We start from the raw sequence: 25692 nt of genomic DNA, 5'->3' as shown, positions 1-25692 counted from the left end.
CGCTACTTGCGGGTGAGTTCGGGCTCCGGGACGGCCGGCTCCCCGGGCGCGCCGTGGGTGTCCTGGCCGAAGTAGGCGACCCCGACCGCGGCGACCACCGCGAGCAGGAAGCCGATCACGCCGAGCCAGCCCAGGCCGGCCTTGGTGGAGTCGCCGAGCCAGAGCACGCCGACCGCGCCGGGCAGCACCGTCTCGCCGACCACCAGCGCGGCGGTCGCGCCGTTGACCGAGCCGATCTGGAGCGCCACGGTGTGGATGTACATCCCGCCGATGCCGCCGACCAGGACCGCGTACAGCGCCGGGTCGGAGAGCAGCGAACCGAGGTCGAACGGCTCGATGCCGTTGAGGATGCGCACCCCGACGCCCAGGGCGCCGAAGCCGAGGCCGGAGAGCAGACCGGCGACGATCGCGCCGTTGGCGCCCATCCGCCGCACCAGCAGGCTGCCGCCGACCAGCAGCACGGTGGTGACGATCAGCAGCCACCAGTGGAAGGACATCGCCGCGTGGTGGCCGCCCTCCGGCCCGGCCGAGACGGCCAGCAGCACCAGCGCCGAGCAGAGCACGGCGATCGAGGCCCACTCCAGCTGCTTGAGCCGGATGCCCAGCAGCTTGATGCTGAGCACCGCGGTGATCACCAGGTTGGCGCTGATGATGGTCTGGGAGAGGAACAGCGGCAGCAGGCGGGCGGCCAGCGCGCCGAGCCCGAAGCCGATCAGGTCGAGCACCGTGCCGAGGATGAACTCCCAGGTGACGGCGGCCTTCGCGGTCGAGGACAGGCTCGGGCCGCCGTGCTCGGTGGTCGAGGTGGTGGCGCCCTTGGCCGCCTCCTCCCGGGCTGAGCGGCGGGATCCGACGGCCTGGAGGACCGAGCCGGTGCCGTAGCAGGCGGATGCCGCCACGGCGGTGACGAGGCCGATGATCACCGAGTGCTCCGATCGGGAGTCGAGTCAAGGACGGGGTGGGTAAAGAAAAAGCAATGGGACCGGTGGTTCGGGACCACTATGCCCGTTCGCACGGTACGGTCGGCACGCTCCCCGGAGTACCCCGGGACCAGGCCGGACCTGCCGGAACGTACGTCCGGCGGCCTCACGCGGTTCCCGAGCGGGCCCCGGCTCAGGGGCGACCGGGGGAAACATCATCCCCGAGGAGGGGAGCGGCCCCGGCGGACGGCGGGGAGCCTTGTCAATACCAGTATGCGAAGGGTATGGCGTGCTCGGCGGCCGGTCACGGTAGCGTCGAGGGCATGAGAACCCTTGCACGACGTTCCCGGGGCGCCGGGCCACTTGCCCTGGTGGCGGCGCTGCTCGGGCTGCTGCTCCTGCTGGCACCCGCGGCCTCGGCGGCCGGCGGGATGAGCGATGCCGCGGCCACCCTGAAGAAGGGCCAGGTCTACGTCGACCCGGCCATGGCGAACCGCTTCAGCGAGTCCCAGGCCGACGCCCTGACCAAGAAGATCGACAAGGCCGACAAGCCGATCTTCATCGCGGTCATCCCCGACTCCCCGGCCTACGCGAAGAGCAACCTCCAGGACCTCCGCACCCTGGTGGGCATCGACGGCGTCTACGCGGTGTGGCACGGCGACAAGTTCGAGGCCGGCGGCGACCGCGGCGCGATCGGCGCGGGCCAGCCGCAGCGCATCGCCGGCGCGGCCTTCCGCGCGAACGGCGGCGACATCGACGCCACCCTGAACTCCTTCGTCGACCAGGCCGTCCCGCAGACCAAGGGCACCGGGGTCAACCACAGCACCTCGATCGCCTGGGTGGTCATCCCGGTGGTGCTGGTCGCGCTGGCCGGCGCCGGCGTCTTCCTCCTCTTCCGCCGCGCCAAGAAGCGCAAGGAGGAGCAGGCCCGGGCCGAGCTGCAGCAGCTGCGCCGGGTGGTGGACGAGGACATCACCGCCTTCGGCGAGGAGCTGGACCGGCTCGACTTCAACCCGGGCGCGGCGGACGCCGACGACGCCCAGCGCACCGACTACACCCACGCCCTGGACTCGTACGAGAAGTCCAAGCGCCTGATGGACGAGGCCAAGCGGCCGGAGGGCGTCAAGCAGGTCACCGAGGCGATCGAGGACGGCCGGTTCGCACTGGCCACCCTGAGCGCCCGGCGGGACGAGCGCCCGCTGCCCGAGCGCCGGCCCCCGTGCTTCATGGACCCGCGCCACGGCCCGTCCGTCAAGGACGTCGACTGGGCGCCGGCCGGCGGCTCCGCCCGCCCCGTGCCGGTCTGCCAGGCCGACGCGGACCGGGTGGCGGCCGGCCTCGACCCGGCGATCCGCACCGTCCACACCGACCAGGGCCCGCAGCCGTACTGGAACGCCGGCCCGGCCTACGCCCCGTACGCGGGCGGCTACTATAGCGGCTTCGGCGGGGGCGGCCTGTTGCCGGGACTGCTGGTCGGCACCATGCTCGGCTCGATGATGAGCACCCCGGCCTACGCGGCCGCGCCGATGATGGACGGTGGCCACGGCTACCAGGACCAGTACGAGGGCGGCGACTTCACCGGCGCCGACTTCAACCCCTCCGACTTCGGCGGAGGCGACTTCGGTGGCGGTGGCGACTTCGGTGGTGGCGACTTCGGCGGCGGGGACTGGTAGCCCCGGACCGACCGTCCGCGTCGGCGGCCCCGCCGGAGCTCCGGGCTCCGGCGGGGCCGCTCCCGTCTCCGGGCCCGGCCGGCCTGCGCGGGCGGGGCGGACCGGGCGGCGACCAGGGCGCGCGGGTGGCCGGGGCGTGTCCTAAGGTCGGGGCATGCACGGTCGCGACGCCCACAGTGAGGAACCGGTCCGGGTGACCGCCTGGGTCCGGGGGAAGGTCCAGCAGGTCGGCTTCCGCTGGTGGACCAGGGCGCGGGCACTGGAGATCGGCCTGACCGGCTACGCCGGCAACCTCGGCGACGGCCGGGTGCAGGTGGTGGCCGAGGGGCTCGCGCCCGACTGCGAGGAGCTGCTGGCCCGGCTGCGCGGCCCGGGGACCCCGGGGAACGTCAGCGGAGTCACCGAGATCTGGACGGCCGTCGGCCCTGGTTACGAGGGTTTCGAGATCCGCTGAGCCGCTGCTGAGCCGCCCCCGAGCCGCCCCCGAGCCGCCCCGGGCCGGGCCTTCGGCGGACCGGGGCGCGGGCTTCCGGGAAAAGATCCCGAACTGACGGTGTCACGAGGTTGCCATCCGGGCAGACTCGTGGTTGACTCCGCATCGAACGATGATCCACGAGTACGCGATGGACCCGTCCCGAAACCCCCCAGGCGTGACGACACCGCCGGGCAGGTGACAGGGGCGCGGTAGCGTGCGGTGATCGTGTTGACCCTTTCCGTCTTTGGTGAGACGCTGGAAGCCCGCGCACACGACCGCGTTCTCCCGGCAGGCGCATGCCCCCGTGAGCCCAGCTCACGGTGGTTGTGCCGTAGTGCCCAGCCAGCACTTCCGGTGACGCGCCGCGCGTGCGTCCCCCTTCCCCCTAGACCTGTACCGTTCCGGTTCGGTCACTCAGCGTGGAGGACCATTCATCATGGCAAAGGCGCTTCTCGGGTACGTCGGCGGCCCCGACCCGCGAATGCTCTCCGAGATGCGACGGCTTCAGCAGCGCGTCCAGGACCTTGAAGCCGAGCTCCTTCGGATGCAGGCTGAGAACGACGCTCTGACCGCTGTCGCTGACGAGCACTCGCTGCTCAACAGCATCGATCTGGATCAGCGGGAGCCGGCTCTCACCTGAGTCCCGCCCGGTCCTCGCAGATCGACGCCGCTGTGCACTGAGCCGCCCCGAAAGGGACGCAGCTTGCAAGGGACGCCCGGATGTGGCGTCCCTTCGTCGTGTCCGGCTCCGGATACAGTCGGTTCCCGTCGTGAGCGATCGAGGAGACCGGCCGCGTGCACCTGAAGAGTCTGACGCTGCGCGGGTTCAAGTCCTTCGCCTCCAGCACCACCCTGCGCTTCGAGCCCGGCATCACCTGCGTCGTCGGCCCGAACGGCTCCGGCAAGTCGAACGTGGTGGACGCGCTGTCCTGGGTGATGGGCGAGCAGGGGGTCAAGTCGCTGCGCGGCGGCAAGATGGAGGACGTCATCTTCGCCGGGACCAGCGGGCGCGCCCCGCTCGGCCGCGCCGAGGTCAGCCTCACCATCGACAACAGCGACGGCGCCCTGCCGATCGACTACGCCGAGGTGACCATCACCCGGACCATGTTCCGCAACGGCGGCAGCGAGTACGCCCTCAACGGCGTGACCTGCCGCCTGCTGGACATCCAGGAACTGCTCTCCGACTCCGGCATCGGCCGCGAGATGCACGTCATCGTCGGGCAGGGGCAGCTGGACTCCGTGCTGCACGCCGACCCGATGGGGCGGCGCGCCTTCATCGAGGAGGCGGCCGGCGTCCTCAAGCACCGCAAGCGCAAGGAGAAGGCGCTGCGGAAGCTGGACGCGATGCAGGCCAACCTCAACCGGGTCCAGGACCTGGTGGCCGAACTCCGCCGCCAGCTCGGACCGCTCGGCCGGCAGGCCCGGGTCGCCCGCCGGGCCGCCGGCATCCAGGCCGACCTGCGCGACGCCCGGCTGCGGCTGCTCGCCGACGACCTGTGCACGCTCCGCCGGGCCGTCGAGGCCGAGATCGCGGACGAACTGGCGCTGCGGCTGCGCCGCACCACCGTCGAGCAGGAGCTGGCCCGTGCGGTGCAGCGCGAGCGCGTCCTGGAGGCGCAGGTCCAGCAGCTCGGACCCGGCCTGGAGGCCGCCCGGCAGACCTGGTACCGGCTCTCCGCGCTCGCCGAACGCACCCGCGGCACCATCGGGCTGGCCGAGGCCCGCGCCCGGCACGCCGTCGCCGGGGGCCGCGGCGAGGAGCGGCGCGGACGAGACCCCGAGGAGCTGGAGCGGGAGGCCGAGCGGGTCCGCGAGGAGGAGGCCGCGCTGACCGAGGCGCTGGAGGAGGCCCGGTACGCGCTGGCCGAGGCGGTCGAGCGCAAGGACGGGCTGGAGCGGGAGCTGGCCGACGAGGAGCGCCGGCTGCGCGACGCCGCCCGGGCCATCGCCGACCGCCGGGAGGGCCTGGCCCGGTTGCAGGGGCAGGCCGCCGCCGCCCGGTCCAGGGCCGCCGCCGCGCAGGCCGAGATCGGCCGGCTCACCGAGGCCAGGGACGAGGCGCTGCTGCGCGCCGAGTCCGCCCGGGGCGAGCTGGACGAACTCCAGCAGCAGGTGGACGGCCTGGCCGGGGACGACGAGCAGGCCGAGGCCCGGTACCAGCGGGCGCGCGAGCGGCTGGCCGCCGTGGAGGGGGAGCTGGCCGCGGCCCGGGAGACGGCCGGTGCCGCCGAGCGCGAGCGGGCCGGGCTGACCGCGCGGCACGAGGCGCTCTCCCTCGGGTTGCGCCGCAAGGACGGCACCGGCGCGCTGCTGGACGCGGGGGAGCGGCTGGGCGGGCTGCTCGGCCCGGCGGCCGCGCTGCTGCGGATCGACGCGGGGTACGAGGTGCCGGTGGCCGCGGCGCTCGGTGCGGCCGCCGACGCGGTGGCCGTCGACTCGCCGTCCGTCGCCGCCCGGGCGCTGCGGCTGCTGCGGGCCGAGGACGCCGGCCGGGCCGCGCTGCTGATCGCCGGCGCCGCCGAGGTGGCGCAGGCGGCGGGAGAACTGCCGGACGGGGCCCGCTGGGCGGCCGAACTGGTCGACGGCCCGGACGAGTTGCTCGGACCGGTCCGGCGGCTGCTGGCCGGGGTGGCGGTGGTCGCGGATCTGGACCAGGCGCTGCGGCTGACCGCGGCGCAGCCCGGGATCTGTGCCGTCACCGCCGACGGGGACCGGCTCGGCGCCGGCTTCGCCCAGGGCGGGTCCGGCGGTGCGCCCAGCCTGCTGGAGACCCAGGCGGCGGTGGACGAGGCGGCCCGGGCGATCGGGGAACTTGCCACCCGCTGCGCCGAGTCGGCCGCGCGGCTGGCCGAACTCGCCGATCGGCGGCGGGAGTCGGCGGCCGAGGTGGAGCAACTGGCCGAGCAGCGGCGGCAGGCGGAGAAGGAGCGGGCGCAGGTCGCCGGGGCGCTCGGCCGGCTCGGCGGGCAGGCCCGCGCCGCCGCGGGCGAGGCCGAGCGGCTGTCGGCCGCCGCCGCGCGGGCCGAGCAGGGGCTGGCCGAACTGCTCGACGGCGCCGAGGAGTCGGCGCGACGCCTGGCCGCCGCCGAGGAGTCGGCCCGGGCCGGGCAGGACGAGCCGGACACCGCCGAACAGCAGCGGCTGGCCGGGGCCGCGAGTGCCGCCCGGCAGACCGAGTTGGAGGCCAGGCTCGCGGTGCGCACCCACGAGGAGCGGGTCCGCGCCCTGGCCGGCCGGGCCGACCAGCTGGACCGCTCCGCCCGCGCCGAGCGCGAGGCGCGAGCCCGGGCCGCCGAGCGCCGTCGGCGCGCCGAGCACGACGCCTCGGTGGCGAACGCCGTCGCGGCGGGCGCCCGGCAGCTGCTGGCCGGCCTGGAGGTGTCGCTCGAACGGGCGGACGCCGGACGGGCGGCCGTCGAACAGGCGCGTGCCGAGCGCGAGCAGGAGCTGCGGGAGCACCGCGAGCACGGCCGCGGGCTCAAGGAGGAGCTGGACAAGCTGGTCGACGCCGGGCACCGGGACGAGGTGCTGCGGGCCGAGAAGCGGCTGCGGATCGAGCAGCTGGAGGCCCGCGCGCTGGAGGAGTTCGGCATCGACGGTGGCGAACTTCTCGCCTCGTACGGGCCCGACCAGCTCGTCCCGCCCTCGCCCGCGGCGTCGGGCGGCGACGACACCGCCGAGGAGGGGAGGGAACCGGGGGAGCCGTACCCGTACGTCCGGGCCGAGCAGGAGAAGCGGCTGCGGGCGGCCGAGAAGGCGTACCTGCAGCTCGGCAAGGTCAACCCGCTGGCGCTGGAGGAGTTCGCCGCACTGGAGGAACGGCACAGGTTCCTCGGCGAGCAGCTGGACGACCTCAAGCGCGGCCGGCGCGACCTGCTGGACATCGTCCGGGACGTGGACCAGCGGGTCGAGCAGCTGTTCACCTCGGCCTACCACGACACCGCCGCCCAGTTCGAGGGCGTCTTCGCCCGGCTCTTCCCGGGCGGGGAGGGCCGGCTGGTGCTGACCGACCCGGACGACATGCTCACCACCGGGGTCGAGGTGGAGGCCCGCCCGCCGGGGAAGAAGGTCAAGCGGCTGTCGCTGCTGTCCGGCGGCGAGCGCTCGCTGACCGCGGTGGCGCTGCTGGTGGCGATCTTCAAGGCCCGGCCCAGCCCGTTCTACGTGATGGACGAGGTGGAGGCGGCGCTGGACGAGACCAACCTGCGCCGGCTGATCGGGATCATGGAGGAGCTGCGGGAGAGCTCCCAGCTGATCGTGATCACCCACCAGAAGCTCACCATGGAGTCCGCCGACGCCCTCTACGGCGTGACCATGAAGGGCGACGGCATCTCCCAGGTGATCAGCCAGCGGCTGCGCGAGGGAGCAGCTCCCGGCCGCCAGGCCGGGGGAGAACACCGGGAACGGCGGCCGCGGACGGTACGCACCGCATCCGTGTAGGGCGGCTGCGGTCCATCCGGGCTCCGGTCGCGGATACTGGAGCAGTTATGGAATACGTGATCCTTGCCGTAGTCATCGCCGTGGTCGCCGTCGGCGCGATCGCGGGCCTCGTCGTTTCCGGCAGACGACGCCAGCAGCTGCCCCCGAAGTCGCAGGCGCCGGTCATCACGGCGCCCGAGCCCACCCCGCGGGAGCCCCAGGTCGGCGAGGAGTCCGCGCCGCCGACCGAGGAGCCCCGCCGCACCGTCGAGGAGGTGCAGCTCCCGGCGGAGGCCGAGGCGCCCGAGGCCGTCGAGGCCGTCGAGGTCGTCGAGGTCGCTCCCGCCGAGGCCGAGGCGGCGCCCGCCGTCGAGGTGCCCGAGCCCACCGCCGGCCGGCTGGTCCGGCTGCGCTCGCGGCTGTCCCGTTCGCAGAACTCGCTCGGCAAGGGCCTGCTCTCGCTGCTCTCCCGGGAGCACCTGGACGAGGACACCTGGGAGGAGATCGAGGACACGCTGCTCACCGCCGATGTCGGCGTCACCCCCACCCAGGAGCTGGTCGAGCGGCTGCGCACCCGGGTGAAGGTGCTCGGCACCCGTACGCCCGAGGAACTGCGCGCGCTGCTGCGCGAGGAACTGGTCGAGCTGGTCGGCAAGGACGCCGACCGCGTCGTCCGCTCCACCAGGCACGAGGAGGGCCCGGCGGTGGTCCTGGTGGTCGGCGTCAACGGCGTCGGCAAGACCACCACCACCGGCAAGCTCGCCCGCGTCCTGGTCGCCGACGGCCGCAAGGTGGTGCTCGGCGCCGCCGACACCTTCCGCGCCGCCGCCGCCGACCAGCTCCAGACCTGGGGCGAGCGGGTCGGTGCGCGCACCGTGCGCGGCCCGGAGGGCGGGGACCCGGCCTCGATCGCCTTCGACGCGGTCAAGGAGGGCATCGCCGAGGGCGTGGACACGGTGCTGATCGACACCGCCGGCCGCCTGCACACCAAGACCGGCCTGATGGACGAGCTGGGCAAGGTCAAGCGGGTCGTCGAGAAGCACGGCCCGGTGGACGAGGTACTGCTGGTGCTGGACGCCACCACCGGCCAGAACGGCCTGATCCAGGCCCGGGTCTTCGCCGAGGTGGTCGACATCACCGGCATCGTGCTGACCAAGCTGGACGGCACGGCCAAGGGCGGCATCGTGGTCGCGGTCCAGCGCGAGCTGGGTGTGCCGGTCAAGCTGATCGGCCTCGGCGAGGGCGCGGACGACCTGGCTCCGTTCGAGCCGGGGGCGTTCGTGGACGCGCTGATCGGCGACTGACGCACACCCGCGCAGGACGAGTGCGCACAGGGCGAGTGCGCGCAGGACGAGTGCGCACAGGGCGTACGAAGGGCCCGCTCCCTCCCGGGGGCGGGCCCTTCGCGCACCCGGAGCCGGGCGGGGCGCGCGGTGGGAAGCGGCCTCGACGCGGGCCGGCCGCTGCCGCTCGGGGAGCGGGGCCTCGGCGCGGCGGAGACCGGAGGGGTCAGGACGCCATCCAGGCCGGCTCGGCGGCGCGCTCGCGGCTGCGGTGGCAGGCGTAGGCGAGGGTGCCGAGCAGCAGCCGGGCCTCGGGCGGGCAGCCCGCGTTGTCGCGGGTGGGGCGGCGCAGCCAGCGGACCGGGCCGAGGGAGCCGAGGACGGTGGGCGGGGCGGCGACGTAGCCGCCCTCGCCGTGGCAGACCAGGTCGAGCGCGGCGTCGTCCCAGCCCATCCGGTACAGCAGGTCGGGCAGGCGCCGGGCGGTGCCGGCGGCGACCAGGAACTGGAGCCGGCCGGTGGGGGCGGCGAGCACCGGGCCGACCTGGGTGCCCATCCGCTCCAGCCGGACCAGCGCCTGGAGGCCGGCCTGCTCGGGGACGTCCAGGACGTCGAAGGCGCGGCCGGTGGGGAACAGCACCGAGGCCTCGGCGCGGCCGGCACGGGCCCGGCCGCCGCCGGTCGCGGGGTGCAGGCCGGGTGCGGCACAGCGGGGGGAGCCGCAGGGACAGCGGGTCGGGGCGGTGGCGCCGGTGACCGGCGCGCCGGTCACCGGGTCGCCGGTGACGACCGCCCAGCCCCAGCGGCCGGTGTACTCCGCGGCGGCCTGGGACGCGGTGACCTTGGTGCGGCGGCGCGCGCCCAGCGGTGCCAGCCGCAGGTGCCCCAGTCGAAGTTCGCCGAACAGGTTGTCCATGCCTCCCCCAACAGGTTCTCGTTGCCGATGGTTACGGGACGGTGACTGTGTGTCGATTGTCAGCTGTGTGGTGCGTAGTGCGGTGGCGGCGCGCAGCGCGTGGTGTGCGCCTGTTCCGCCGGTGCGCCTCGGGCGCCGCCTTGTGGGGGCGGCGCCGATGCCGGATCGTCGTGTGCGTGGGACTGTCGCCATCCCGAGTGGATGGTGAACTCGCCTGTGGCTGCGGTGGGTTGCCGGGTCCGCCGGGTCCTCCGGGATGAGCCGGGGGACTTGGCGGCCCGCATATGCCGGGCCGTCGGGACTCCCTAAGTGAAGCGTGTGCCCCCGGGCTTCGGTTCACTCCTGGGGGTGGCGAAAGGTGGCGTTTCGCCAGGGCCGCTCCCACGGTCCCCTCGCGGGGCATTACGTTCAGCGTGCGGATGTCGTCGAGGAGTCCGTCCCGGGCCGTGGAGGAGCGGGAGTTGGGAATCTGACGAATCGTCCGCAACGATGGCACACCAGTGCGAGGACGCTGCGGCACGGCAGCGCCGCGGCACGGCAGCACCTCAGGCACGGCACGTCTGGCAAGAGCCCGCAACCGTCGGGCGGTCACGATCGGGGGCCCCGCTAGGGGCCGGGCGGGATGGGGACGTTACCCATGGCAGAGAAGCAACCGAATGAGAAGCTGACCACGTGGTTCGCGCGCAGCGGCTGGTCCAAGGGCGAGTTGGCCCGGCAGGTCAACCGCCGGGCCCGGCAGATCGGCGCCCACCATGTGTCCACCGACACCTCGCGGGTGCGCCGCTGGCTCGACGGCGAGCAGCCCCGTGAGCCGATCCCCAAGATCATGTCGGAACTCTTCTCCGAACGGTTCGGCTCAGTGGTCTCGATCGAGGACCTGGGCTTGCGCGCCGCGATCCCGGTCTCGACCGTGGGCGGCGGCGTCGACCTGCCGTGGAGCGGTCCGCAGACCGTCCAGCTGATCAGCGACTACTCCCGCAGTGACCTGATGCTCAACCGCCGCGGGTTCCTCGGCACCTCGCTGGCGCTGACCGCGGGCGCCGCGCTGATCGAGCCGATGCAGCGCTGGCTCGCGCCCGGCCCGACCGGTGTCCCCACCCCGATCCTCACCGCGGCCAACGGCGGCGAGGCGTTCACCGGCCGGCTCTCCGAGCCCGAGCTGGAACTGCTCGAGCAGACCACGGTCATGTTCCGGCAGTGGGACGCGCAGAACGGCGGCGGGCTGCGCCGCAAGGCCGTCGTCGGCCAGCTGCACGAGGTCACCGACCTGCTCCAGGAGACGTACAGCGAGGACACCACCAAGCGGCTGTTCCGGCTCACCGCCGAACTCGCCCACCTGGCCGGGTGGATGTCGTACGACGTCGGGATGCACCCGAGCGCGCAGAAGTACTACGTGCTCGCCCTGCACGCGGCCAAGGAGGCGGGCGACCGCCCGTTCGGCGCGCTGATCCTCACCGACATGAGCCGCCAGATGATCCACCTCAACCGGGGCGAGGACGCCCTGGAGCTCATCCACCTGGCCCAGTACGGCAGCCGCGACACCGCCACCGCGCGCCAGCAGTCCCTGCTGTACGCGATGGAGGCGCGTGCCTACGCCACCATCGGCGAGGTCAACCGCTGCGCCCGGGCGGTCCGGCTGGCCGAGGACACCTTCACCGACATCCGGGACGGGGACCAGGAGCCGGACTGGCTGAAGTTCTTCTCGCCGGCCGAGCTGAACGCCGAGAACGCGCACTCCTTCCGCGACCTCGCCTACCACTCGGACAACGCCGAGCTCTACGCGTCGATGTCCGCGCCGGTGATGGAGCGCGCGGTCGACCTGTTCCGCCAGGACGCCGACCACGTGCGCTCGTACGCCTTCAACCTGATCGGCATGGCCAGCGTCCACCTGCTGCAGAGGGAGGCGGAACAGGCCGCGGTGATGGCCGAGCAGGCGGTGGACATCGCCACCAAGGTGCGCTCGGAGCGGCTGAACTCCCGGGTGCGCAAGACCACGGAGGCCGCGGCGGCCCGGTTCAAGGGTGTGGACGCGGTGAGCCGGCTCAAGGAGCGGGTGGTTCAGGACATCCCGGAGTTCGTGTCGGTGGTCTGACCGCTCGGGCCCTGCGGCGGCTCGGGATCCCCGACCGCTCGGGCCCTCCGACCGATCAGGGCCATCGACCGGTCAGGGCCTCCGACCGGTCAGGGCCATCGACCGGTCAGGGCCCTCCGAGGGAAGCTCCACCGACCGTGGCGGCCGCCGCCGTCACGGTCGGTGGCATGTCCGGCCTCCGGCGCCCGGTGGCGCCGCGCGCACTGGGCGACCGGTCCGCGGTCCGCGGTTCACGCAGCCGTAACCCGCGCGTCGCACGCGTCACGGCGGTGAAACAACCGGCCGCACTGGCCGAAACCAGCCTTCGGCAGGCTCCTCCTCAACGCCGACACCCCGGGTGGCACCACGGGACGGGTCCCCGGGTGCGGATCGGCCTGGACGCAGAGGAGACGCCGATGCCGGACGGCTTCAGTGCGGGCGACACCGCCTTCGTACTCATCAGTGCGGCCCTGGTCATGCTGATGACCCCGGGACTCGCCTTCTTCTACGGGGGCATGGTCAGGGCCAAGAGCACACTGAACATGCTGGCGATGAGCTTCCTCTCGCTCGGGATCGTCAGCGTGCTGTGGGTCCTCTACGGGTACTCGCTCAGCTTCGGGTCCGACTCCTTCGCCGGGCTGATCGGCGACCTGGACCACCTCGGGATGCGCGGCCTCGGCCTCGACGAGCTGACCGGCTCCATCCCGGTCACCGCCTTCGCGCTCTTCCAGCTGATGTTCGCGGTCATCACCCCGGCGCTGATCAGCGGCGCCATCGCGGACCGGGCGAGATTCGCGGCCTGGGGCCTGTTCATCGCGCTCTGGGTGACGATCGTCTACTTCCCGGTCGCGCACTGGGTGTTCTTCTTCGACGGCGGCCACGGCGGCTGGCTGGGCGACCGCAACGGCGTGATCGACTTCGCCGGCGGGACCGCCGTGCACATCAACGCGGGCGTCGCCGGCCTCGCGGTCTGCCTGGTGCTGGGCAAGCGGATCGGCTTCAAGAAGGACCCGATGCGCCCGCACAGCCTGCCGCTGGTGATGCTCGGCTCCGGGCTGCTCTGGTTCGGCTGGTTCGGTTTCAACGCCGGCTCGGCGCTGGCGGCCAACGGCGTCGCCGCGATGGCGATGGTCAACACCCAGGTCGCCACCGGCGCGGCGCTGGTCGGCTGGCTGGTCTACGAGAGGTTCAGGCACGGCGCCTTCACCACGCTGGGCGCCGCCTCCGGCGCGGTGGCCGGGCTGGTCGCGATCACCCCGGCCTGCGGCTCGGTGAGCCCGCTCGGCGCGGTGGCGATCGGGCTGGTGGCGGGTGCGGTCTGCTGCGCCGCGGTCTCGCTGAAGTACCGCTGGGGCTTCGACGACTCGCTCGACGTGGTGGGCGTGCACGCGGTCGGCGGGGCGATCGGTTCGCTGCTGGTCGGCCTGTTCGCCACCGGCGGGGTGGGCCAGGGCGTCAAGGGCCTGTTCTACGGGGGCGGGATCGGGCAGCTCGGCAAGCAGGCGATGGGCGTGGCGGTGGTCGCGGCGTACTCCTTCGTGCTGTCCTGGCTGCTGGCCAAGGCGGTCGATCGGCTGGTCGGGTTCCGGGTTTCCGGGGAGGTCGAGGTGGCCGGCATCGACCAGGCCGAACACGCCGAGTCCGCCTACGATTTCAGCGCCGTGGGGGCGGGCCTGGCCCGGGCCCTGCCGGGCCTGGCCGTCGCTGCCGCGAAGCCCGCCGCCGAACGGCCCGCCGACGCGGGGCCCGGCGCCGCGAAGCCCGTCGCCGAGCGGACCGCTGCCGCGGAGGCCGCCGAGAAGCCCGCCGAGAAGAGGACCGAGGTCGACGCCCGATGAAGCTCATCACCGCCGTGATCAAGCCGTACCGACTGGACGAGGTGAAGGCCGCCCTCCAGGCCTTCGGGGTGCACGGCCTGACGGTCACCGAGGCCAGCGGCTACGGCCGCCAGCGCGGCCACACCGAGGTGTACCGGGGGGCCGAGTACACCGTGGACCTGGTGCCGAAGGTCAGGATCGAGGTCCTGGTCGAGGACGAGGACGCGGAGGACCTGATCGACGTCCTGGTGAAGGCCGCCCGGACCGGGAAGATCGGCGACGGCAAGGTGTGGAGCGTCCCGGTCGACACCGCGGTGCGGGTCCGCACCGGCGAGCGCGGCCCGGACGCCCTGTAGTCCCGCGCCGTCGGGCGGACCCGCACACCCGGGGGGTGGAGGGTCCGTCCGACGGCGTACCGGCGTACTCCGGCCGGCCGAACGGCCCCGCGCGGGGCCGGGGCGGCAGGACGGATCGCGCGACACGACGGATCGCGACAGTGCGGCTCCACCGGGCACCACCGGCTCGCGCGGCACGACGGCTCAGCGGCACGACGGCTCCACCAGCACGACGGCTCAGCAGCACGACGGACGGGACCACGCGCATGACCTCCGAGACCAGCCCCCGCGACCCCGGTCACCCCGCCGACCCCTTCGACCTCGCGGGCTGGGCCGCCGCCCGGGCCGCGTTGCTCGCCGGCCCCGGCCCGGGCGGCCGCCCCCGCCGCCGGGCGCTCGCCCGGCTCACCGACGACCGGCTGGCCGGACTGTTCGCGGCCGCCGGCGCCCCGCCCCGCGTCGCGCTGGTCGCGGTCGGCGGGTACGGGCGCGGCGAGCTGTCCCCGCGCAGCGACCTGGACGTCCTGCTGCTGCACGACGGCCCGATCGCCCGGGAGCTGCCCGAGCGGATCTGGTACCCGGTCTGGGACTCGGGCGCCAAGCTCGACCACTCCGTGCGCACCGTCGCGCAGGCCCGCTCGGTCGCCGCCACCGACCTCAAGGCCCAGCTCGGCCTGCTGGACGCCCGTCACCTCGCCGGGGACCGGGCGCTCACCGACGAGCTGCGCTCCGCGGTGCTCACCGACTGGCGCGCGAGCGCCCCCGCGCGCCTGCCGGAGCTGCGCGAGCTGGGCCGCGAGCGGGCCGAACGGCACGGTGAGCTGTCCTTCCTGCTGGAGCCCGACCTCAAGGAGGCCCGCGGCGGCCTGCGCGACGTCGTGACGCTGGACGCGATCGCCGCCACCTGGCTGGCCGACGCGCCCCGGGACGGCCTGGACGCCGCCGCCCAGCGGCTGGCCGACGTGCGCGACGCCCTGCACCTGGTCACCGGACGGGCCACCGAGCGGCTCGGCCTCCAGGACCAGGACCAGGTCGCCGAGCGGCTCGGGGTGCTGGACGCCGACACCCTGCTGCGCCAGGTCTACGAGGCCGCCCGCACCGTCGCGTACGCGGGCGACGTCACCTGGCGGGCGGTGGACCGGGTGCTCGCGGCCCGCGGCGGCCGCGGCCGGCGGGTGCGGCGGCCGGGCATCCCGTTCGCCGGCTCCGGACGCGGGTCCGGAGCGGTGGCCCGGGGCGCGGTCGAGCGGCGGCCGCTCGCCGAGGGCGTGGTCGAACAGGACGGCGAGGCGGTGCTCGCCCAGGGCGCACGCCCGGCCGCCGACCCGGTGCTGCCGCTGCGCGCCGCGGCAGCCGCCGCGCAGAACGGGCTGACCGTCTCGCACGCCACGGTGCGCCGGCTGGCCGCCGAGTGCCGCCCGCTGCCCGTGCCCTGGCCGGACGAGGCGCGCGAGCAGCTGGTCACCCTGCTGGGCGCCGGGGAGTCGGCCGTCCCGGTGTGGGAGGCGCTGGAGGCGGAGGGGTTGGTCCGTCGGCTGCTGCCGGACTGGGAGCGGGTGCGCTGCCGTCCGCAGCGCAACGCGGTGCACCGCTGGACGGTGGACCGGCACCTGGTGGAGACGGCGGTGCGGGCCGCCGCGATGACCCGCCGGGTGGCCCGGCCGGACCTCCTGCTGGTGGCCGCGCTGCTGCACGACATCGGCAAGGGCTGGCCGGGGGACCACAGCGCGGCCGGCGAGGTGATCGTCCGCGACCTCGGCGCCCGGATGGGCTTCGGCCCCGAGGACACCGAGACCCTGGCGGTGCTGGTCCGCCACCATCTGACCCTGGTGGACACCGCGACCCGGCGCGATCCGGACGACCCGGCCACCGTCGAGGCGATCACCAAGGTGGTCACCACCCGGCCGGAGCTGGAGCTGTTGCACGCGCTCACCGAGGCGGACGCGCTGGCCACCGGGCCGGCCGCGTGGAGCGGCTGGCGGGCCTCGCTGGTGGACGGCCTGGTGGCCCGGGTGGCGGACCGGCTGGCCGGGGCGGGCGTCCCGCCGGTGGAGACGGCGCCGACCGCCGAGCAGGAGCGGTTGGCGGTCGAGGCCGCCCGGACCGGGCAGCCGGCGCTGTCGCTGCGGGCCCGGTCGGAGGGGGCGGAGCCGGGCGCCGAGCCGATGGGCGTCGAGCTGAACCTGGCGGTCCCGGACCGTCCCGGACTGCTCGGCACCGCCGCCGGGGTCCTCGCGCTGCACCGGCTGGCCGTCCGCTCGGCCGGGCTGCGCGAGCTGGACCCGGTGGGCGCCGGGCCGGTGCTGCTGCTGTCCTGGCGAGTGGCGGCCGAGTACGGCGAGCTGCCGGAGGCGGCCCGGCTGCGGGCCGACCTGCGCCGGGCCCTGGACGGCTCGCTGGACGTCGCCCGCCGGCTCGCCGAGCGGGACGCCGCCGCCCCGCGCCGCCGGGGCATCCCCACCCCGCCGCCGATGGTCGCGGTGGCGCCCGCGGTGGCCTCGGCGACCGCGACCGTGCTGGAGGTCCGCGCGCACGACGCCCCAGGGCTGCTGCACCGGATCGGCCGGGCGCTGGACGGAGCGGGCGTGCGGGTGCGCACCGCGCACGTGTCCACGCTGGGCGCGGAGGCCGTCGACTCGTTCTACCTGACCGACGAGGAGGGCCGGCCGCTCACCGCCGGGCGGGCCGGCGAGGTGGCGGCGGCGGTCCGGGCCGCGCTGGGCTGAGCGCCGGGCCGAGGCCGGGCCGAGCGTTGGGACCAGGCCGGACCGGGCCGGACCGGGCCGCGGAAGGCCCGCGGGCAGGGTGCCCGGCAGGGGGCCGGGCAAGCGTTCCGACCGGGGGTGGAGACCTCACCCGGGGTGGCCGGATACCCTGGGGGGCGACGACCGTACCGATACCGATGCCGCAGAGGACCCGCGACGACGTGTTCGACACCCTTTCCGATCGCCTCGCAGCGACGTTCAAGAACCTCCGGGGCAAGGGCCGCCTGAGCGAGGCGGACATCGACGCCACCGCCCGCGAGATCCGCATCGCGCTGCTGGAGGCGGACGTCGCGCTGCCGGTCGTCCGGGCCTTCATCAAGCAGGTCAAGGAGCGGGCGCTCGGTGCCGAGGTCTCCGGCGCGCTGAACCCGGCGCAGCAGATCATCAAGATCGTCAACGAGGAGCTCATCGCGATCCTCGGTGGCGAGACCCGCCGGGTGCGGTTCGCCAAGAACGGCCCGACGGTGATCATGCTGGCCGGCCTCCAGGGTGCCGGCAAGACCACCCTCGCGGGCAAGCTCGGCCACTGGCTGAAGACGCAGAAGCACACCCCGCTGCTGGTCGCCTGCGACCTCCAGCGCCCCAACGCGGTCAACCAGCTCCAGGTGGTCGCCGATCGCGCCGACGTGGCCTTCTACGGCCCGCAGCCGGGCAACGGCGTCGGCGACCCGGTGCAGGTGGCCAAGGACTCGATCGAGTACGCCAAGCAGAAGCAGTACGACGTCGTCATCGTCGACACCGCGGGCCGCCTGGGCATCGACGCCGAGCTGATGCAGCAGGCCGCCGACATCCGCGCCGCGGTGAACCCGGACGAGGTCCTGTTCGTCGTCGACGCGATGATCGGCCAGGACGCGGTCACCACCGCCCAGGCCTTCCTCGACGGCGTCGACTTCACCGGCGTGGTGCTCTCCAAGCTCGACGGCGACGCCCGCGGCGGCGCGGCCCTGTCGGTCGCGCACGTCACCGGCCGGCAGATCATGTTCGCCTCCAACGGCGAGAAGGTCGACGACTTCGACGCCTTCCACCCGGACCGGATGGCCTCGCGCATCCTCGGCATGGGTGACGTCCTCTCGCTGATCGAGAAGGCCGAGCAGACCTTCTCGCAGGCGGAGGCGGAGAAGATCGCCGCCAAGCTGCGCGGCGGCCCGAAGCAGTTCACCCTGGACGACTTCCTGTCCCAGCTGGAGCAGGTCCAGAAGATGGGCTCGATCTCCAAGCTGCTCGGCATGCTGCCCGGCATGGGCCAGATCCGGGACCAGATCAACAACATCGACGACAAGGACGTCAACCGGGTCGGCGCGATCATCAAGTCGATGACCCCGGCCGAGCGCGCCGAGCCGGAGCTGATCAACGGCTCCCGCCGGGCCCGCATCGCCAAGGGTTCGGGCGTCCAGGTCGGCGAGGTGAAGAACCTGGTCGAGCGGTTCTTCGACGCCCGCAAGATGATGTCCGCGATGGCCTCCGGCAAGGGGATGCCCGGCATGCCGGGCATCCCGGGCATGGGCGGCGGCGCGAAGAAGTCCGCCAAGAAGGCCCCGCAGGCCAAGGGCAAGCGCAAGAGCGGCAACCCGCTGAAGCGGGCGCAGGAGGAGGCCGCGGCCGCCGAGCGCCGCGCGCTCGGCGCGGGCCAGGGTCCGGCGGACGGCGGCGCCTTCGGCCTCGGCGCGGGCAAGGGTCCGGCCGACTTCGAGCTGCCCAAGGAGTTCAAGGACATGCTGTAGTCCTGGACAGCCCTTGGCGGTCCTTGGCGGTCCTTGACGCGCCATCGTCCTTGATCATCCTTTGATCGACGGCGAGCGGTCTTGATCGATCCCGATCGGCCCGTCGCCCGGTGTTTCCGGGCGGCGGGCCGATCGCGTGTCCGATGATGGGGGCATGCGAGTGATGATCAGGGCCCCGAGGGCCGACGACACGGCCGCGTACGCCGAGGCGGTCCGGCGGTCCGCCGAACACATCGGACGGTGGAACCCGGTCGAGCCGGACGGACTGCCCGACCTGCTGAAGCGCCAGGGCTCCGGGCTGCGCACCTTCCTGATCCTCGATCGGGAGACCGGCGGGCTGGTCGGCAAGGTGAACGTCGCCAACATCGTGATGAGCCGCTTCTGCAACGCCACGCTGGGCTACGACTCGTACCTCCCGTTCAACGGCACCGGCCGGATGACCGAGGGGATGCGGCTGGTCGTGGACCGCTGCTTCTCCCCGCAGTCGGCCGACGGGCTGGGACTGCACCGGCTGGAGATCAACGTCCAGCCGGAGAACGAGCGCTCGATCGCGATGGCCAAGCGGCTCGGCTTCCGGCACGAGGGATTCTCCCCGCGGATGCTCTTCCTCCAGGGCGACTGGCGTGACCACGAGCGGTTCGCGCTGACCGCCGAGGAGTGGCCCGGCGTGACGGCATAGCCGCTGGTGGGAAGGGTTGGCCCGGGCGTACGGCGGCCCGGGCGCGGCGTTGCGATTGGCTCGTCCGAGCACCTGTCCGTATTGTCCGATGGGTGACCGAACCCGTGCCGCCACGTCAGACCCCCGAACAGCCCTGGCGTTCGGAGGGTGCCCCGCCCCCGCCGCCCAAGCGCCGGATGCCCGGAGGCTGGGTGGGCCTCGCCCTCACCGCCCTCGTGGTGTTCCTGATCTCGGACCTGCTGCTGTCCTTCTTCGGCCCCGCGGGCGCCACCACGATCTCGTACACCGAGTTCAACAACCAGCTGAACAAGGGCAACATCACCAAGATCTACGCCAAGGGCGACGCGATCGAGGGCACCCTCAAGACCGCCCAGCCCAAGCCGGACGGCGGCAAGGGCGACTACACCGAGTTCGAGACCCAGCGGCCCTCCTTCGCGGGCGACAACCTCTGGGCCACCCTGCAGCAGCAGGGCGTCGAGGTCACCGCCACCTCGCCGGTCCAGCAGCGCAGCTTCCTCACCAACCTGCTGCTCTCACTCGCCCCGATGCTGCTGCTGATCTTCATCTGGGTGCTGCTCGCCCGCCGGATGGCCGGCGGACTCGGCGGCGGACCGCTCGGCCGCAAGGCCCCGCCCAAGCCGGTCCTCGCCGAGGAGGGCAAGCGCACCACCTTCGCCGACGTGGCCGGCATCGACGAGGTCGAGGCCGAACTCACCGAGGTCGTCGACTACTTGAAGAACCCGGAGCGGTACCGCAGGCTCGGCGCCAAGATGCCGCGCGGCGTGCTGCTGAGCGGCCCGCCCGGAACCGGCAAGACCCTGCTGGCCCGGGCCGTGGCCGGCGAGGCCAACGTGCCGTTCTTCTCCGCCTCCGCCTCCGAGTTCATCGAGATGATCGTCGGCGTCGGCGCCAGCCGGGTCCGCGAGCTGTTCGCCGAAGCCCGCAAGGTCGCCCCGGCGATCATCTTCATCGACGAGATCGACACCATCGGCCGCCAGCGCGGCGCCGGCGGCGGCATGGGCGGGCACGACGAGCGCGAGCAGACCCTCAACCAGATCCTCACCGAGATGGACGGGTTCACCGGCTCCGAGGGCGTCATCGTGATCGCCGCGACCAACCGGGCGGACGTGCTCGACCCGGCGCTGCTGCGCCCCGGCCGCTTCGACCGGCGGATCACCGTCAGCCCGCCCGACCGGGAGGGCCGCGCCGCGATCCTGCGCATCCACAGCCGCAACGTCCCGCTGGCCGGCGGCACCGACCTCAACCAGCTGGCCAAGGTCACGCCGGGGATGACCGGCGCCGAGCTCGCCAACCTGGTCAACGAGGCCGCGCTGCTGGCCGTCAAGCGCGAGCAGGACGCGGTCAACGAGCGGGACCTCTCGGACGCCCTGGAGAAGGTCCAGCTCGGTGCGGTGCGGCCGCTGGTCATGCCGCAGGAGGAGCGCGAGCGGACGGCGTACCACGAGAGCGGGCACGCGCTGCTGGGCATGCTCCAGCCCGGCGCGGACCCGGTCCGCAAGATCACCATCGTGCCGCGCGGGCGGGCGCTCGGCGTCACCCTCTCCACCCCGGAGAACGACCGCTACTCGTACACCGAGCCCTACCTGCGCGGACGGATCATCGGTGCGCTCGGCGGCATGGCGGCCGAGCAGGTGGTCTACGGGGTGATCACCACCGGTGCGGAGAGCGACCTGGAGCAGGTCACCAGCATCGCCCGCGGGATGGCCGGGCGCTGGGGGATGAGCGAGCGGGTCGGCCGGCTCACCGCGGTGCCCTCCGACCCGCAGGGCGCCTACGGGCTCTCCGCCGCGCCGACCACCCTGGACGCGGTGGACGAGGAGGCCCGGCGGATCGTCTCCGAGTGCTACGGCGACGCGGTGCGGATCCTGAACGAGCAGCGGCACCGGCTGGACGCGCTGGCGGCGGCGCTGCTGGAGGCGGAGACGCTGGACGAGGAGGAGGCGTACCGGGCGGCCGGGGTGCCGCGGGAAGCGGCCCCGGAGGGCCCCGGCGGGACTTCCGCCGGGCCTTCGGCGGGATCTTCGGCGGGGTCTTCGGCGGGGTCCTCCGCCGGGACCGGTGACTCGGGCGAGCCCGACGGCTCCGACGGGAAGTCGATCGACCGGGCGTGAGGTCCGGCGCCGGGGGCGCTCGCCATGATGGCGGGCGCCCCCGGTTTGCGTTCACCCGCCCCTCGTGCGGGTGCACCTTCCATCGTGGGGGTTCACCCGCCCTCCTGGGGTCCACCCGTCCCTGGGGTTCACCCGCCCCTCCTGGGGTTCACCCGCCCCCTGGGGCGGCCTAGCGCGGCCGCTCGGCGACCAGGTAGCGGAACAGGTTCTCCATCCGCACCGAGCCGTCCGCGCGCAGGTACGGCTGGAGGGCCTCCTCCAGTTCCTTGGCCACCAGCGAGGCGCCGGAGAACTCCTCGGCGGGCTCGAACAGTCCGGTGGAGAGCAGGCCGCGCACCGCGCTGTCGAGGTCGGCGTAGGCGAACGGGCAGCTCACCCGGCCACTGCCGGCCGGGCGCAGGCCGGCCGGGGCGAGCAGGTCCTCCAGGGCGCCCGGCGCGCTCAGCTCGAACGGGTCGCGCGCGGTGGTCCGGCCCGCCATCCGCCGGGCCACGTCCAGCACCGCGGCGCTCTCGCAGCGCTCCGGCGGGCCCCAGGCGGCCAGCACCACGTGCCCGCCCGGGAGGGTCAGCCGGGCGGCCTCGGCGACCACCGCGCCGGACCCGGCGGCCCCGGGCAGCTGCTCGAAAACCGTCACCAGCGAATGGGCCGAGCGGGGGACGGCGGACGGCGTCCGGGCCCCCGCGCACACCCGCAGCCGGCGGTCGTGGGCCAGCTCGCGCAGCTCGTCCCGCGGCTCCTGCCCGGCGACCTGGGCGCCCCGCCCGGCCGCCAGCAGCAGGGCCAGCCCGGACCGGCAGCCCAGGCCCAGCACGCTGCTCGCCGGGCCGACCTCCAACCGGTCGTGGACCGCCTCGTAGAGCGGCACCAGCATGCGTTCCTGGATCTCCGCCCAGTCGCGCGCCCGCGCGGAGCGGGCGGCCCCGTTCCGCGGGTGGTGCGGGCGTGCGCCCGTCGGTCGTGCGGTCGTGCCGGTCGTCCGCGCTGAAGCCATGGCGGCCTCCCATCCGGTCCTTCGGTGTGCTGCTACGGCTCCCCCAAAGTCCCGCCCCACACCAGCGAACAGCGGGTCGGGCCCGGCGTCCAGAGGGGTGCAGGGTGGTGCGCGCGTGTCGCGGTGGTGCGCCCCCGTACGGTGATACCGATTCGAAACCGGGGCCCCGCGCCCCGTACCATTCGCCCCATGGCTAAGGCACCCGTTCTCACCCCTCAGGCGGAAGACTTCCCGCGCTGGTACCAGGACCTCATCAACAAGGCCGAGCTGGCCGACAACGGTCCGGTGCGCGGCACCATGGTCATCCGACCGTACGGCTACGGCCTGTGGGAGCGGATGCAGCAGGAGATGGACGCGCGGATCAAGAAGGCCGGCGCGCAGAACGCCTACTTCCCGATGTTCATCCCGCAGTCCTACCTGACCAAGGAAGCCGAGCACGTCGAGGGCTTCGCCCCCGAGCTCGCGGTGGTCACCCACGGCGGCGGCAAGCAGCTGGAGGAGCCGGTCGTCGTCCGGCCGACCTCCGAGACGATCATCAACGAGTACTTCTCGAAGTGGGTGCAGAGCCACCGCGACCTGCCCCTGTTGATCAACCAGTGGGCCAACGTGGTCCGTTGGGAGCTGCGACCGCGCGTCTTCCTGCGCACCACCGAGTTCCTCTGGCAGGAGGGCCACACCGCCCACGCCACCTACGAGGACGCCCGCGCCTACGCGTCGATGATCCACACGCAGGTCTACGGCGACTTCATGACCAACGTGCTCGGCATCGACGTCGTGCTCGGCCGCAAGACCGCCAAGGAGCGCTTCGCGGGCGCCATCAACACCCTCACCCTCGAGGGCATGATGGGCGACGGCAAGGCCCTGCAGATGGGCACCAGCCACGAGCTGGGCCAGAACTTCGCCAAGGCGTTCAACACCACCTACCAGCTGCAGGGCGCCGAGCGCGAGCACGTCTGGCAGACCTCCTGGGGCGTCTCGACCCGCATGGTCGGCGGCCTGATCATGTCCCACGGCGACGACAGCGGCCTGCGGGTGCCCCCGCGCCTGGCCGCCGTCCAGGCCGTCGTGCTCGCCATCAAGGGCGACGACGCCGTCATCGCCAAGGTCCGCGAGATCGGCGCCCAGCTGGAGGCCGCCGGCATCCGGGTCGTGGTCGACGACCGCACCGACACCCCGTTCGGCCGCCGCGCCGTCGACTGGGAGCTCAAGGGCGTTCCGCTGCGCATCGAGGTCGGCCCGCGCGACCTGGAGAACGGCACCGCGATGCTGGCCCGCCGCATCCCGGGCGGCAAGGAGCCGGTCTCCATCGACTCCCTCGTCTCGCTGCTGCCGGGCGTGCTGGAGGAGGACCAGGCGCTGCTGCTGCGCCAGTCCCGCGAGCGCCGCGAATCCCGCACGGTCGACGTCAAGACCATCGACGAGGCCATCGAGGCCGCCGCGACCGGCTGGGGCCGGATCTCCTGGGCCGACCTCGGCGCGGAGGGCGAGGCCAAGCTGGCCGAGCAGGGCGTCACGGTGCGCTGCATCGTCGCCGCCGACGGCTCGGTGCCGGAGGCGGACGACCAGGAGGGCAACGTCGCGATCGTGGCCCGGGCGTACTGACGCCGGTCCGGGGTGTGTCCGTCGGGGCGTGTCCGTCGGGGTGTGCCGGCTGCCGTCCCGGTGCCCGGCGGATGTCCTGTTGATGTCCGCCGGGCGTCCGCGGTCCGCGGGTAATGACCGACACCGGCGACATTTGCCCGGAATGCGGAAGGGTAAGAATCCGGTAACTCCTCCGGTGCGTCCCCGAGGTGGACATCCCTACTGGCCGGTCAACTCCCGGTATTAACGGAATAGCGGTACGGTGTACGGCCCGTGGCCCTGTCAATCCGGCAGGCCCACGGGCCGTACGTCCCGGGTGGCGACAGCCCGCCCCCCGGACGGAATTCATCAGGCCCGCCGACGTGGCGACGGGCCGAAACCGGCAGGGGGTTGGTCTTGCGTCAGATCCGGAACGCGCAATTCGCGCGCGGCCTTGCATTCCTGGGAGTTCCCTGTGAATTCCCCGGGAACGAGAACATGCGGAACATCGGCTCGCACTCCATCGTTGGTCTAGCGTGAGCACGACACAGCCCCTCGTTCTCGCGGCCGAACTGGCCGCCGCCTGGAGTGACATCCAGGCCTACCACCAGGACCTTCCCGACCTCGCCTCGCCCGAGGCGCTGATCGGTGAGTCCTCCTCGGCCTGTGGGACGCGGCTCGGTTTCGAGCGGCTCCTCCACGAGGCTGCCCACGGTCTGGCCGCGGCCCGGGACATCCGGGACACCTCGCGGGCCGGCCGCTACCACAACCGGCGCTTCCTGATGCTCGCTTCCGAGCTGGGCCTGGCACACCCGATCGAGCCGCACGCCAGCAGCGGCTTCTCCCAGGTGACCATGCTCAAGGAGACGCAGGAGCGGTACGCCGAGACCATCGAGCGACTGGACCGCGCCCTCGGGGCGCACCAGGAGGCGGTGGCCGGCGACGGCGCGACGCGCGCCTTCCGCGGCCCGGCGGCCCGGCACGGCTCCTCCGGGGGCGGCGTGCGGGTCAAGGCGGTCTGCGGCTGCGGGCGCAACGTCCGGGTCGTTCCGTCGGTGCTCGCGCAGGCGTCCATCGTCTGCGGCGCGTGCCAGCAGCCGTTCAAGATCGCGTAGTCGGTCGACGTCCCGGCGGGCTGCTGTGCGGGCGGCGGTCCGGCCGGAATGAGCGGCACCGAGTGAGCAGGACCAGCAGGACCAGCAGGACCGGCAGTACCGAGTGAGCGGTACCGGGCGGATCGGGCACCACCGATCGAGCGGTACGGCAGGACAGCGGTGATGTCTTCGGGTTGGACCGGGAGCGGGGGCTCCCGGTCGAGCCCTGACCGGGCGCCCGGGCCCGCGTACAGGCGGTTCTCGCCGATGTGGCAGAATGGACAGCTGAGTACTCGGCAGCCGAGCAGGACCCCTCTCTCCTACGGCTGGCGTGTCCCTTGAACGGTCCGCCGCGCAACCCCACGCGATGGCGAGCCCGCTCACCCACGTCAACACCAGGAGAATCCACTCCCGTGGCAGTCAAGATCAAGCTGAAGCGTCTCGGCAAGATTCGCTCCCCGCACTACCGCATCGTCGTCGCCGACGCCCGCACCAAGCGTGACGGCCGCGCGATCGAGGAGATCGGCATCTACCAGCCGACCTACAACCCCTCGAAGATCGAGGTCGACAGCGACCGCGCCCAGTACTGGCTGTCCGTCGGCGCCCAGCCGACCGAGCCGGTGCTCGCCATCCTGAAGCTGACCGGCGACTGGCAGAAGTTCAAGGGCCTGCCGGCCCCGGCGCCGCTGAAGGTCGCCGAGCCGAAGGTCGAGGACTTCTCGCACCTGTTCGCCAAGGCCGTCGCCGGCTTCGAGGACGCCACCACCGGCGTCGCCATCACCCCGAAGGCCAAGAAGTCGGACAAGGCCGAGGCCGACGCCGCTGCCGAGGCCTGATC

Annotated in this window: 18 protein-coding genes; 15 read left to right on the top strand and 3 right to left on the bottom strand. The window is 73.6% G+C overall.

Annotation, left to right across the window (positions count from 1 at the left end; genetic code table 11):
- Nucleotides 1-2: 2 nt before the first annotated feature.
- Nucleotides 3-923: a hypothetical protein gene (locus ABZ449_RS23270; protein WP_360348970.1), complete on the bottom strand. Its 921-nt coding sequence runs from the start codon at nt 921-923 to the stop codon at nt 3-5.
- A gap of 320 nt (nt 924-1243) precedes the next feature.
- On the opposite strand from ABZ449_RS23270, the gene ABZ449_RS23265 reads away from it, so the two are divergent.
- The 5 genes from ABZ449_RS23265 to ftsY all read left to right on the top strand — a co-directional run bounded on the left by ABZ449_RS23265 (nt 1244) and on the right by ftsY (nt 8791).
- The gene (locus ABZ449_RS23265; RefSeq protein WP_360348968.1) at nt 1244-2593 is read left to right on the top strand and encodes a hypothetical protein; all 1350 of its coding nucleotides are present in this window, start codon (nt 1244-1246) and stop codon (nt 2591-2593) included.
- A 154-nt stretch (nt 2594-2747) separates the two neighbouring features.
- Entirely contained in the window at nt 2748-3047 is a 300-nt protein-coding gene (locus tag ABZ449_RS23260) for an acylphosphatase (RefSeq protein WP_360348965.1), read from the top strand.
- Between the two features lie 457 nt (nt 3048-3504).
- The gene (locus ABZ449_RS23255; protein WP_045702518.1) at nt 3505-3708 is read left to right on the top strand and encodes a hypothetical protein; all 204 of its coding nucleotides are present in this window, start codon (nt 3505-3507) and stop codon (nt 3706-3708) included.
- A 155-nt stretch (nt 3709-3863) separates the two neighbouring features.
- Nucleotides 3864-7508: a chromosome segregation protein SMC gene (gene smc / locus ABZ449_RS23250; protein ID WP_360348962.1), complete on the top strand. Its 3645-nt coding sequence runs from the start codon at nt 3864-3866 to the stop codon at nt 7506-7508.
- Nucleotides 7509-7555: 47 nt separating this feature from the next.
- Nucleotides 7556-8791, top strand: a complete 1236-nt coding sequence (ftsY, locus tag ABZ449_RS23245; protein ID WP_360348959.1) for a signal recognition particle-docking protein FtsY — start codon at nt 7556-7558, stop codon at nt 8789-8791.
- A 205-nt stretch (nt 8792-8996) separates the two neighbouring features.
- Here the strand turns inward: ftsY and ABZ449_RS23240 are convergent, their stop codons facing one another.
- A complete protein-coding gene (locus tag ABZ449_RS23240; protein WP_360348956.1) occupies nt 8997-9686 on the bottom strand; it encodes a bifunctional DNA primase/polymerase in 690 nt (229 codons plus the stop codon).
- A gap of 637 nt (nt 9687-10323) precedes the next feature.
- On the opposite strand from ABZ449_RS23240, the gene ABZ449_RS23235 reads away from it, so the two are divergent.
- The 7 genes from ABZ449_RS23235 to ftsH all read left to right on the top strand — a co-directional run bounded on the left by ABZ449_RS23235 (nt 10324) and on the right by ftsH (nt 21206).
- Nucleotides 10324-11778, top strand: a complete 1455-nt coding sequence (locus tag ABZ449_RS23235) for a hypothetical protein (protein ID WP_360348953.1) — start codon at nt 10324-10326, stop codon at nt 11776-11778.
- A 395-nt stretch (nt 11779-12173) separates the two neighbouring features.
- Nucleotides 12174-13595, top strand: a complete 1422-nt coding sequence (locus ABZ449_RS23230) for an ammonium transporter (protein WP_360348950.1) — start codon at nt 12174-12176, stop codon at nt 13593-13595.
- A complete protein-coding gene (locus ABZ449_RS23225; RefSeq protein ID WP_359829808.1) occupies nt 13592-13930 on the top strand; it encodes a P-II family nitrogen regulator in 339 nt (112 codons plus the stop codon). The genes ABZ449_RS23230 and ABZ449_RS23225 overlap by 4 nt, the downstream gene beginning before the upstream one ends.
- A gap of 245 nt (nt 13931-14175) precedes the next feature.
- On the top strand, nt 14176-16635 hold the full coding sequence (locus ABZ449_RS23220) for a [protein-PII] uridylyltransferase (protein ID WP_360348947.1): 2460 nt from the start codon (nt 14176-14178) through the stop codon (nt 16633-16635).
- Nucleotides 16636-16835: 200 nt separating this feature from the next.
- Nucleotides 16836-18395: a signal recognition particle protein gene (gene ffh, locus ABZ449_RS23215; protein ID WP_360349058.1), complete on the top strand. Its 1560-nt coding sequence runs from the start codon at nt 16836-16838 to the stop codon at nt 18393-18395.
- Between the two features lie 154 nt (nt 18396-18549).
- On the top strand, nt 18550-19074 hold the full coding sequence (locus ABZ449_RS23210; RefSeq protein ID WP_360348944.1) for a GNAT family protein: 525 nt from the start codon (nt 18550-18552) through the stop codon (nt 19072-19074).
- Between the two features lie 92 nt (nt 19075-19166).
- Nucleotides 19167-21206 (top strand): ATP-dependent zinc metalloprotease FtsH, encoded by a 2040-nt coding sequence (ftsH, locus tag ABZ449_RS23205; protein WP_360348941.1) that lies wholly within the window; start codon nt 19167-19169, stop codon nt 21204-21206.
- A 169-nt stretch (nt 21207-21375) separates the two neighbouring features.
- Here the strand turns inward: ftsH and ABZ449_RS23200 are convergent, their stop codons facing one another.
- On the bottom strand, nt 21376-22200 hold the full coding sequence (locus tag ABZ449_RS23200; RefSeq protein ID WP_360348938.1) for an SAM-dependent methyltransferase: 825 nt from the start codon (nt 22198-22200) through the stop codon (nt 21376-21378).
- 189 nt (nt 22201-22389) lie between these two features.
- On the opposite strand from ABZ449_RS23200, the gene proS reads away from it, so the two are divergent.
- The 3 genes from proS (at nt 22390) to rpsP (ending at nt 25690) form a co-directional block, all read left to right on the top strand.
- The gene (proS, locus tag ABZ449_RS23195) at nt 22390-23802 is read left to right on the top strand and encodes a proline--tRNA ligase (protein WP_360348935.1); all 1413 of its coding nucleotides are present in this window, start codon (nt 22390-22392) and stop codon (nt 23800-23802) included.
- Nucleotides 23803-24296: 494 nt separating this feature from the next.
- Entirely contained in the window at nt 24297-24875 is a 579-nt protein-coding gene (locus tag ABZ449_RS23190; protein WP_360348932.1) for a hypothetical protein, read from the top strand.
- Nucleotides 24876-25267: 392 nt separating this feature from the next.
- Entirely contained in the window at nt 25268-25690 is a 423-nt protein-coding gene (gene rpsP / locus ABZ449_RS23185) for a 30S ribosomal protein S16 (protein ID WP_360348929.1), read from the top strand.
- Nucleotides 25691-25692: the final 2 nt, after the last annotated feature.

Origin of the sequence: Kitasatospora sp. NPDC005856 (assembly GCF_040629945.1) — a bacterium.
In the GTDB taxonomy this organism is placed as follows: domain Bacteria; phylum Actinomycetota; class Actinomycetes; order Streptomycetales; family Streptomycetaceae; genus Kitasatospora.
The sequence above is the reverse complement of the archived record's forward strand: the minus strand, read 5'-3'. Positions and strand labels throughout refer to the sequence as shown.